The sequence below is a fragment of the Paenibacillus farraposensis genome (assembly GCF_020736845.1).
Classification (GTDB): Bacteria; Bacillota; Bacilli; order Paenibacillales; family Paenibacillaceae; genus Paenibacillus; species Paenibacillus farraposensis.
Genome location: NZ_JAFFQR010000112.1, coordinates 1,136,368 through 1,146,979, shown reverse-complemented (window position 1 = coordinate 1,146,979; position 10,612 = coordinate 1,136,368). Strand labels below are relative to the sequence as shown.

Sequence of the window (10,612 nt, the reverse complement as noted above, 5' to 3'; positions counted from 1 at the left end):
CCGTTAAGCCCTCCAGCGCCGATGGTACTTGGACCGCAGGGTCCTGGGAGAGTAGGACGTTGCCAAGCAAGAAGTAAAAGAGTCATGATCTTCTAAGATCATGACTCTTTTTTGTGTTGGTTGCAGTGAAATCGATATTTAATTTAAATAAATAGGTGCAAACTAAAGTTGAGCCATTTCGTAATGAGTTCATTAAAAAAAAATTAGTACCAGGTATTAGCATCTGGTGTTATAATATGATTAAGGATTGCAAAGGAGAGTGGTCAGATTGTTGAATTCAAAAGCGAAACTAACGGCTCTGGGTACTTATGTACCTGAGCGGATTTTAACGAATGCCGACCTGGAGAAGCTTGTAAATACTAGTGATGAGTGGATTGTACAACGGACGGGTATGCGTGAACGGCGAATTGCAGCCGAAGATCAATACGTCTCTGATTTATGTATACAAGCAATTACACGTATGATTAACCTATATAACGTAAATATAAACGATGTTGACATGATCATTGTAGCGACGAGTACCCCTGATTACTACTTTCCGAGTACAGCTTCACGTATTCAGGCTCATTTCGATATTCCGAATACGGGATCGATGGATGTTAGTGCAGCCTGCGCAGGATTTGCTTATGGACTCCATCTGGCAAATGGTCTTATTACGGGTGGTCTGCACCGTAAGGTGTTGGTGGTGGGAGCGGAAACGTTATCCAAAATTACGGATTATACGGATCGGACGACATGTGTCCTTTTTGGCGATGGAGCAGGGGCTGCACTGGTTGAATACGACGAGGATGAAGGATCATTTTTGACCGCGGATATCGGGACTTATGGACACGGGGGAATACATCTGTATCGCGCGGGGTTATCGAATGATTTGGATGGAGAGAAGCTGCAAGACCATGGATTTATCGCCCAAAATGGACGTGAGGTTTATAAATGGGCTGTTCGTTCTGTTCCAGCAGGAATCGAGCGTTTATTAAACCAGGCAGATATGAAGAAAGAAGAGCTTGATTGGTTTGTACCTCATAGCGCTAATTTGAGAATGATCGAATCCATATGTGAAAAAGGCACAATCCTTCTGGAGAAGACACTGACAAGCGTAGAGTTTTATGGCAATACATCGGCGGCATCCATTCCGCTGGCTTTACAATGTGGTCTGGATGACGGGCGTTTACGGTATGGACAGCGTGTATTGTTATATGGATTTGGCGGAGGCCTCACATATGCGGGTCTACTCTTAAAATGGAGTGTACCTGATTTGTAAGCTCCCTAACCCATGCACTTGTAATATGAGTAGTGTGTGCAAGCATGATAAGAGCCGTTGGCATAGATTTATCGCAAGATGGCAGGATGGTATAATTAAAACTAGAGAGAAAGGAGCGTAACATGAAAGTATTGGTATTGGCAGAAAAACCATCCGTGGCCAGAGAGATTGCACGTGTGATGGGCAGCCGTGAGAAGCATAAAAGTTATATAGAAGGCCCTAAGTATGTGGTGACATGGGCATTGGGGCATTTGGTCGGCTTGGCAGAGCCGGAGGATTACGATTCCAAATATGCATCCTGGAACCTGGAGGACTTGCCCATTCTCCCGAAGAGTTCCAAGCTAAAGGTACTGCGTGAAAGCGGTCATCAGTTCAAAGCGGTACAACAGCTTATGAAGCGGCAGGACATTGGTGAGCTTGTTGTAGCAACAGACGCTGCTCGTGAGGGAGAACTGTTGGCGCGTTGGATCATACAAATGGCAAACTGGAAAAAGCCCTTCCGCCGTTTATGGATTTCTTCGCAGACTGACAAGGCGATCAAGGAAGGCTTTGCAAAGCTTTTGCCTGGTCAGCAGTTTGATCGTTTATATGAATCGGCTCGCTGCAGAGCTGAAGCAGACTGGATGATTGGTCTCAATGTGACACGTGCCTTGACTTGCCAGTATAACGCGCAGCTTTCGGCTGGAAGAGTACAGACTCCTACACTGGGAATGATCATGGAACGTGAAAAAGAAATTACCCAGTTTCGATCTCAAGAATATGATACGTTGACAGCGGATTTTGGCAGCTTTCAGGCAGCCTGGAGAGCGGAGAACGGCGATTCACGTATGTTTGACCGTACGCAAGCAGAGGCTTTGCGCCGTAAATTAGAGGGTGCCCAAGGCACGATTACGAGTGTTAAAAAGAGTGAAAAGAATGAGCCTCATCCGTTGGCTTACGATTTAACCGAGCTGCAAAGAGACGCTAACCAGCGCTATGGCTTTTCTGCCAAACAGACATCCAATGTGCTTCAGCGTCTGTATGAACAGCATAAGCTGGTCACCTATCCACGTACAGACAGTCGTTATTTAACCTCTGATATGGTAAGTACTCTTAAGGAAAGGCTCAGCAGCGTAGCCGTAGGCCCGTATGCCTCCTTGGCACGCCCGTTGCTGCGCAACAATCTACCGATCACAAAGCGAATTGTGGATGACAGCAAGGTCACGGATCACCATGCAATTATTCCTACAGAGCAGACCTTGCTGCTTAATCAGCTAAGCCCGGAGGAACGCAAGCTGTATGATCTGATTGCACGCCGTTTTATCAGTCTATTCTACCCGCCTGCACGATATGATGCGGTAGCGGTAGCGATCACGGTGGAGCAGGAGACATTTCAGGCCAAAGGCACAACAATAAAGGATAGTGGCTGGCGTGCTGTATATGATGGAAGCCATTATGATATGGACGATGCTGAAGATGAGGATCAGGAGAATACCGGACGTGACGTTATTTTACCTGAACTGAGAAAAGGAGATTCCGTCCGTATACAGCGTTGCCTTGTCCGGGCTGGGCGAACGATGCCTCCAAAGCGGTATACAGAAGCGGCTTTGCTCGCGCAGATGGAGAAGCATGGATTAGGTACTCCTGCTACTCGCGCCGATCTGATCGAGAAACTCGTCAGCTCAGATACGATAGAGCGCCAGGGAAACGTAATGCATCCAACGGGAAAAGGCAAACAGTTGATCGAGTTGGCAGCTCCGCAGCTTCGAACACCTGAGCTGACAGCGCGTTGGGAAGCAGAACTGGAACGAATCGCCCGTGGTCAAGGGAAACCGGAGCCGTTTTTGAACTCTATTCGTGCGATGGCGAAAGAGCTGGTGTCTACTGTAAAAAATAGCAGTGCCGAATACAAGCCTCATAATGTGACGAACAGTCATTGCCCGAATTGTGGTACAAAGTTGTTGGAGAAGAAGGGCAGACAGGGCAAATTTCTGGTATGTCCAAGCACGGATTGCGGTTACCGTCGTTCAGGGGAAAAACGTTTGTCGAACCGGCGCTGCCCGCAGTGTCATAAGAAAATGGAAATGAAAGAAGGCAAAGCAGGACTGTATGTAAGATGTTTGCCCTGCGGCATTACCGAGACGCTCGATAAGGACAAGCAGCGGGTAAACAAGCGTGAACAGCAAAGACTGGTAAGACAATATGAAAAGCAGGAATCTTTTGGTTCCAGCTTGGGTGATCTGCTAAAAGCGGCCATGGATCAAAAGCAAGGGAAGTAACGGAAAGCCAAAATTAGATGTAAGCTCCACCAATAGCAGGTGTACATCCGTATAAAAACGCTCACTCCTTGGCATGGTAAGCCGAGGAGGTGAGCCATAATGTCAAAGCATAAGCCGCTTAAAATCAATAATCAGCAAAATAAATCAAGTATACTGGAAGAAGAAATCGCTCCTCATCCTGAGAAGCAAGCCAAATATCCTCCAAGCCTTAATGGAATTCCCAAGCAGCGGCCTTGAATCGCCAAATAGGCGGGCTGGGCAAAATAGTTTGTAAGCATATGGCGATTAAATTTTAGATGGAGCATTCACTGATATCCGCCATTATCTTGCAGCAAAAAGCAGCAGAACGGTGATATCTACACCGTAACTGCTGCTTTTTTTGTTGAGAAGGGTGCTGGCTATTGTCTTGCTTTGGGATGACTATTCTCAGTATTCATTGAAGAAGGATTGAATTTGTTTAACATCATGCGTTTGCGTCAAAGCGAGCATGAGCAAAATCCGTGCTTTTTGCGGATTGAGCGAATCGGCAGAAACAAAGTTAGATGCCGCGTCTTTTGTTGATGGAGATACGACTCCACTTCCTACACGGGTGGAGCGGGCGACGATGACTCCTTTTTTACCTGCTGCCTCAGCACCTTCCAAGGAGGCAGTGGACAAATTACCATTACCCGCACCGGCTACGACAATACCTTTGGCACCAGCCGCTACAGCCGCATCATACAGATAGCGACCGTTGTTTTGATATTCGTATAAAATATCTACCTGTGGTAGTTGGGTCAGATTGGAGATATCGAATACGGAAGCAGTTGTATGCTTACGCACAGCCTTATTATAGTAGTACACTTGATCTCCGACAACAGCTCCCAGATATCCCTGTTCCACGGACTTGAACGTATCTACTGTGGTCGTATTTGTCTTGCTGATGTATCTTGGTGAACCAATACGATCATTCAGCAGTACGAGTACGCCTTGACCTTTGGAGCTTGAAGCCCCGGCGACTTTCACAGCGTTGTAGAGGTTAAAAGGTCCATCAGCGCTGATTGCTGTAGCTGGGCGCATTGAGCCAACGACAACTACGGGCTTATCGCTTTTAACGACAAGGTCAAGGAAATAGGCGGTTTCTTCCAATGTATCTGTACCGTGTGTAATCACGACTCCATCTACGTCGTCTCTGGCAAGCAGTTCATTGGTACGTTTGGCCAGTTTTAAGAGGATGTCGTTATTCATATTGGTGCTGTCTATGTTTGCAAACTGTTCACCGCTGACGTTTGCAATATTTTTCATCTCAGGAACAGCCTTAATCAAGGTTTCAACACCTAGTGCGCCTGCTTTGTAGCCTGTTGTGTCGGTATTGGCTGCAGATGATCCTGCGATCGTTCCACCTGTGGCCAGTATTTTAATATTGGGTAAATGGTTGGTTTGAGGTTTTTCAGATTTGTCTGCAGTCGTAGAGACAGAAGCAGGCGCAGTCGTGCTGGTGGCTGCTGCCGTAGTGTTCGTAAAACCACCACTCCATAAGGTGCTTCCAAGAATAAAGCCGGCCAGTAGGGGAATCATCGTCATTTTTTTCATGTTAGTTATAAAAGCTCCTCTCTAATGTCAAAACTTGAATTGAAATGATAAATTAACTGACGAGAAAAATGTCGAATTGCGTTAATGTCACGAATTATAGGGGATGAAATCGTTTTTAGTCAATAATATATTATAAAACATGACATTAAAATTAATTTTTTTTTAAAATGTAATCGCTTTATTATTACACTTTATCTGATTTTTGCATAGAGTTATTTTATGAAGCGAGATAGTTTTTCTGGAGTTACGAAATTTTACAATATATGGTATTCACATTCAATGGATTTCACGCTGCTTGCAAAAACAGCAAGCAAATGTCCCAAAAGGAGCCTGCTTGCTGTTTCTGTGGAAGCTGAACAAACCAGTTTGTCTTAATTCATCAAAGGAAACTACAAGGTTAAGTGGATTGGATGCATTAATAACATGGTTCTACAGCTTAGGCAGAGTCCTTATCAGGGATTGTTGGTATGCTGTTTGGTTGGCAAGCTGGCACTGGGAGTTCCTTTTCCTCGTTTGCGGTTTTGCTCTGCCTTTTTTGCATTTTCTCGCAGTTTTTCAACGTATTCATGGGTGCTTTCCATCGAAGTTCCTCCTTTGAGACAAAATAGATGTAGTCGAGGATTTTCCTCATACCACGTTACTATATCCGCCAAAGCGATATTCCAGTCAAAAGAAGATTGTTTCTGTAAAAGGGACGAGGTTATAATGGGGTGGAGAGCGCAATATATAGCCCTAATACCTGATTGGTGCGGTGTGTAAAAGGAGGAGAGACATTGCAGACAGGCTTGCTCGTATGGCTGCTGCTTATTAATGCAGTAAGCTATCTGGTAATGTCGGAGGATAAAAAAAGAGCGCGCAAGCATCGTGATCGGGTGCCCGAACGGACACTGTTTTTACTAGCCCTGATCGGAGGAGCGTTGGGCGTGCTGATTGCGATGTACCGCAAACGCCATAAAACACGGCATATAAGCTTCAGACTCGGTATTCCTGCGTTGCTGTTCATTAACGCATTGCTATATGGATATTTTTTGCGGTAAAGCCGGGGTTTAGGTTCGTATAGAAATGTTTAATGATGAGTAAGGCGGCTATTCCAGCGTCCACGAATGTATTGTGCAAGCGTGCAAAGGAATACATATTTCAGGATGGGATTTAACAAACTGAAAAAGAAGAGGTGTTTATGATGCTATTTTCAAAAATATTGCTTGCTTATGACGGTTCGGATGCAGCCAACAAGGCCTTGATGAAGGCAGCTGAATTAATCAAGGCATCACCGTCCTCAAAGCTTGAGGTCGTAACGGCATTTGATTTCCCGCGAATTTTTATGGGTGAAGGTTTGGCCCCGATTCCGGCATCAGTGAATAAAGAATATTACGATTTGGCGGAGCAAACTACAGATGAAGCTAAGAAGCGGCTTGCTGAGCAAGGTGTAGATGTCAAGGTAGAGCTGATTCAAGGTTCGCCAGCCGAAGTTATACTCGATTATGCCAATGAAAATGGCTTTGATGTGATTGTGATCGGTAGCCGTGGCTTGGGTGGTATTCGTGAATTTGTATTGGGCAGCGTAAGTCACAATGTAGTACAGCATGCACGCGTTCCGGTGCTGGTCGTGAAGTAACCGAATACAAATAATTGAAGTCGGATTGCTTTCTGCACAGGGAGTACCGGCTTTTTTTCTGCGTAGTGTGTGTCATGCCCGCAAGCATCAGTTCAAGGTAGAGAGTCGGCTATATGTACAGCTATAGTAAGACTCTTAGGTATATAAGTTTGTTGATTTTGTCAAACACGAACATTCAATTGGATGATTTTGATAATGTTCGTTTCCAAGTTGACATAGGGTGGAGGGAATTGTTAAACTATGAAGTGTATTGTCGATAAAAAATGAACTTTAGGTACAATTTAAAAAGGTAAACATGCTTGGGCCGAAAGCAACCGCGATTATGTGAGCAAGGAATATCGCTTGGGGTTGAGTAGGCGCAATGCTGACTCGTATAATGCCGGGAATATGGCCCGGAAGTTTCTACCTGGAAACCATTAATTTCCGGACTACGGGAGACATACGGCTAAAGCCGCATTGCTACAGTGGAACAGGCTTGCTTTTGGCATGCCTTTAAGAGGCTTTGTCGTTTGTTTTTCGTAGTCCGGTGTCTTGAAAATATTGTTATTTTCGAGTGCCGGATTTTTGGCGCTTATTGATAAAACGGGGAGTGAAGGACATGTCAGTGCAGGTCGCTGTCATTATGGGCAGCACATCAGACTGGGACACCATGCAGCATGCATGCGCAGTGCTGGACGAGCTTGAAATCAGATATGAGAAAAAGGTAGTATCAGCCCATCGTACACCGGATTTGATGTTCCGTTTTGCAGAAGAAGCTGCCGGACGCGGGCTAAAGGTCATTATTGCCGGAGCGGGCGGAGCTGCTCATCTGCCGGGAATGGTGGCTGCCAAGACATCCCTGCCAGTTATTGGTGTGCCTGTCCAGTCGAAGGCACTGAATGGTCTGGACTCTCTGCTGTCCATTGTGCAGATGCCGGGTGGTATTCCGGTTGCCACGGTGGCCATCGGCAAGGCAGGTGCTACGAATGCAGGGCTGCTGGCAGCACAAATCCTAGGTGCTTTTGACGAAAAGATAAGCCGGCGGGTCGTGGCAAGGCGTGACCGTATCCGTGATGAGGTGCTGGAAGGCAGTGATTCGCTATGAATGAGGCCTGTGAACCTGCAAGCCGCGTCCGTCCACCGGGCACAACGATTGGAATTCTGGGGGGCGGACAGCTGGGCAGAATGCTTGTATTGGCGGGAACCAACCTGGGTTATCGCTTTGTGACGCTGGACCCGGCACCGGATAGTCCGTGCGGACAGGTGTCGCAGCAGATTCGCGCCGCTTATGATGATGAGCATGCAGCCAGAAAGCTGGCCGGGCGGTGTGAGGTGATCACGTATGAGTTTGAAAATGTGGATGCGGGTGTAGCTGCACTGTTGGAGCAGAAATCCAGTGTACCGCAAGGCAGCGGTCTTTTGTATACGACACAGCATCGTTTACGTGAAAAACGTGCTATTGAAGCGGCTGGCGTTCCTGTAGCCCCGTATCGTGAAATCAGCAGCGCTACAGACATGGTTCAAGCGGTAGCTGAACTGGGTGTACCGTGCGTACTCAAAACGGCTGTTGGCGGTTATGATGGCAAAGGACAGGCGGTCATTCGCCAGCCCGAGGAAGCCACAGTTGCCTACGAACAACTGGCAGCTAGCGGTACGGAACTGGTGCTGGAGCAATTTATCCGGTTTCGCTGCGAAATTTCAGTAATCGTTGCACGCAGCACGAATGGCGAAGCCAAGGCTTTTCCACCTGCGGAAAACATTCATGTGAACAATATTTTGCACACGTCGATCGTGCCAGCGCGCGTACCGGATTCTGTGCAGGAGGAAGCACGCAGACTGGCGCTGGCCGTGGCGGAGTCAATGGGTGCGGTGGGGCTGCTCGCTGTAGAAATGTTTGTTGCCGAAGATGGGCAATTGTATGTCAATGAGCTGGCCCCGAGACCGCATAATTCCGGTCATTACACAATGGAGGGATGCGCGACGTCGCAATTCGAGCAGCACATACGTGCGATTTGTGGCTTGCCGCTGGGAAGCACGAAGCTGCTGACTCCAGTTGTCATGGTTAATGTACTGGGTGAGCATTTGGAGGACGTGGTTCGGCGGTTTGCACAGCCGGATGCCGAAGCTGAACGATTGGATGTTGTACCCAAGCTGCATTTGTATGGAAAAAATGAAGCCAAACCAGGCCGAAAGATGGGACATATTAATCTGCTGTGCCAGGATGCGGAGCAAGCGCTGGAATGGATTGAACAAACCAATATTTGGGGGGATAAATAGTCATGATTGAACGCTATAGCAGACCGGAAATGAGAGCGATTTGGACGGAAGAAAATAAATTCAAGGCGTGGCTTGAAGTAGAACTATGTGCCTGTGAAGCTTGGGCAGAATTAGGGGTTATCCCAAAAGAGGATACGATAGCTCTGCGTAAGAATGCAAGCTTTGATATTGACCGGATTTATGAAATTGAGCAGGAGACCAGACATGATGTCATTGCCTTTACCCGTACGGTGTCCGAAAGCCTGGGCGATGAGCGCAAATGGGTCCATTACGGCCTGACCTCCACGGATGTGGTCGATACCGCACTGGGCTACCTGCTGAAGCAGGCGAATGAAATTCTGGAGCAGGATATCTTGAATTTTATCGGAATTTTGAAGGAAAAGGCATTGAAGTACAAGCATACACCGATGATGGGCCGTACGCATGGAGTGCATGCCGAGCCAACCACATTTGGACTGAAGATGGGCTTGTGGTACGAGGAAATGAAGCGCAACATGGAACGATTCCGTTATGCGGCTGATCAGGTACAATACGGTAAAATGTCCGGCGCAGTTGGCACGTACGCCAACATTGATCCGGCTGTAGAAGCGTTTGTATGCCGCAAGCTGGGCACGAAGCCTGCACCTATTTCGACTCAGACGCTCCAGCGTGACCGTCATGCTGAATATATGGCGACATTGGCGTTGATCGCCACATCCTTGGACAAATTCGCCACCGAAATTCGTGCACTGCAAAAGAGTGAATTCCGTGAGGTGGAAGAAGCCTTTGCGAAGGGTCAAAAAGGTTCTTCCGCGATGCCGCATAAACGCAATCCGATCGGCAGCGAAAACATCTCCGGTCTGGCGCGCGTGATTCGCGGGCATATGGTTTCTGCCTATGAGAACGTAACGCTGTGGCATGAACGCGATATTTCGCATTCTTCTGTGGAACGTATCATTCTGCCGGATGCAACGATGCTGTTGAACTATATGCTGAATCGTTTTGGGAATATCGTGAAGAATTTGACGGTCTTTCCTGAAAATATGAAGCGCAATATGGCGCGTACGTATGGTGTGCCGTTCTCCGGCCGTATTATGACAAAGCTGATCGACAAGGGCTTTAGTCGTGAAAAAGCTTACGATACCGTACAGCCGCGTGCTATGCAGGCGTGGGAAGAACAGCGCCAATTCCGCGAAATCGTCGAGGCGACTCCGGAAATTACCGCTGTGCTCAGTCCGGATGAAATCGAAGATGCGTTCAACCCGGCTTGGCATTTGAAGAACGTAGATACGATTTTTAAAAAGCTGGGATTAGGGGAGTAGAGGGAAGGTTGGTGCTTGAAGGGTAGAAAGAGCGTGGAGAGGCCGCTGCGCGAACGGATCATTCTTCCGATTGCTGTTGCCCCTGGATTCCTGGATTGGAATAAACCCATAAAGGTCGGAATCCAGAGGCAAAGGCAAGCGCTATCGCTTCTCCAGAACGATTCCGTTTGCTCCGCTGCTTCCAGCACCACCCTTCATGTGGGAGCAGGAATAGTGGAAGGTGCGGCACATAAGATGCCGCACCTCCCTAAGAGCGATAGAAAAGCCGTGTTCCACTGCTTTTCTATCGCAAGCAACCGTTGATGGAAGGACTGCCAATTTGCTTAGCAAACACCCCCACAGTCCTTCC

General features: G+C 47.5%; 11 protein-coding genes and 1 riboswitch. Of the genes, 9 read left to right on the top strand and 2 right to left on the bottom strand.

The window, feature by feature from the left end; translation table 11 throughout:
- Positions 1-268: 268 nt before the first annotated feature.
- The 3 genes from JO375_RS24300 to JO375_RS24290 all read left to right on the top strand — a co-directional run bounded on the left by JO375_RS24300 (position 269) and on the right by JO375_RS24290 (position 3,756).
- Positions 269-1,261 carry a ketoacyl-ACP synthase III gene (locus tag JO375_RS24300; protein ID WP_229526870.1) on the top strand — a complete coding sequence of 331 codons (993 nt, stop codon included), beginning with the start codon at positions 269-271 and terminating at the stop codon, positions 1,259-1,261.
- Positions 1,262-1,383: 122 nt separating this feature from the next.
- Positions 1,384-3,519, top strand: a complete 2,136-nt coding sequence (locus JO375_RS24295; protein WP_229526869.1) for a DNA topoisomerase III — start codon at positions 1,384-1,386, stop codon at positions 3,517-3,519.
- Positions 3,520-3,618: 99 nt separating this feature from the next.
- A complete protein-coding gene (locus JO375_RS24290; protein WP_010348781.1) occupies positions 3,619-3,756 on the top strand; it encodes a hypothetical protein in 138 nt (45 codons plus the stop codon).
- 189 nt (positions 3,757-3,945) lie between these two features.
- Here the strand turns inward: JO375_RS24290 and JO375_RS24285 are convergent, their stop codons facing one another.
- Positions 3,946-5,091, bottom strand: a complete 1,146-nt coding sequence (locus JO375_RS24285; RefSeq protein WP_229526868.1) for a type II asparaginase — start codon at positions 5,089-5,091, stop codon at positions 3,946-3,948.
- 452 nt (positions 5,092-5,543) lie between these two features.
- Positions 5,544-5,672: a DUF4023 family protein gene (locus JO375_RS24280; protein ID WP_229526867.1), complete on the bottom strand. Its 129-nt coding sequence runs from the start codon at positions 5,670-5,672 to the stop codon at positions 5,544-5,546.
- Positions 5,673-5,864: 192 nt separating this feature from the next.
- Between JO375_RS24280 and JO375_RS24275 the strand changes: the two genes are divergently transcribed.
- From JO375_RS24275 to JO375_RS24250, 6 genes are all read left to right on the top strand, one after another.
- Positions 5,865-6,128 carry a DUF1294 domain-containing protein gene (locus JO375_RS24275; RefSeq protein ID WP_229526866.1) on the top strand — a complete coding sequence of 88 codons (264 nt, stop codon included), beginning with the start codon at positions 5,865-5,867 and terminating at the stop codon, positions 6,126-6,128.
- A 143-nt stretch (positions 6,129-6,271) separates the two neighbouring features.
- Positions 6,272-6,706: a universal stress protein gene (locus tag JO375_RS24270; RefSeq protein ID WP_229526925.1), complete on the top strand. Its 435-nt coding sequence runs from the start codon at positions 6,272-6,274 to the stop codon at positions 6,704-6,706.
- A gap of 349 nt (positions 6,707-7,055) precedes the next feature.
- Positions 7,056-7,157: riboswitch (purine riboswitch) on the top strand.
- Between the two features lie 147 nt (positions 7,158-7,304).
- Positions 7,305-7,790, top strand: coding sequence for a 5-(carboxyamino)imidazole ribonucleotide mutase (gene purE / locus JO375_RS24265; protein WP_229526865.1), 486 nt, complete (start codon positions 7,305-7,307; stop codon positions 7,788-7,790).
- The gene (gene purK / locus JO375_RS24260; protein WP_229526864.1) at positions 7,787-8,962 is read left to right on the top strand and encodes a 5-(carboxyamino)imidazole ribonucleotide synthase; all 1,176 of its coding nucleotides are present in this window, start codon (positions 7,787-7,789) and stop codon (positions 8,960-8,962) included. The genes purE and purK overlap by 4 nt, the downstream gene beginning before the upstream one ends.
- Before the next feature lie 2 nt (positions 8,963-8,964).
- On the top strand, positions 8,965-10,263 hold the full coding sequence (purB, locus tag JO375_RS24255; RefSeq protein WP_229526863.1) for an adenylosuccinate lyase: 1,299 nt from the start codon (positions 8,965-8,967) through the stop codon (positions 10,261-10,263).
- Positions 10,264-10,278: 15 nt separating this feature from the next.
- Positions 10,279-10,566, top strand: coding sequence for a hypothetical protein (locus JO375_RS24250; protein ID WP_229526862.1), 288 nt, complete (start codon positions 10,279-10,281; stop codon positions 10,564-10,566).
- Positions 10,567-10,612 lie beyond the last annotated feature (46 nt).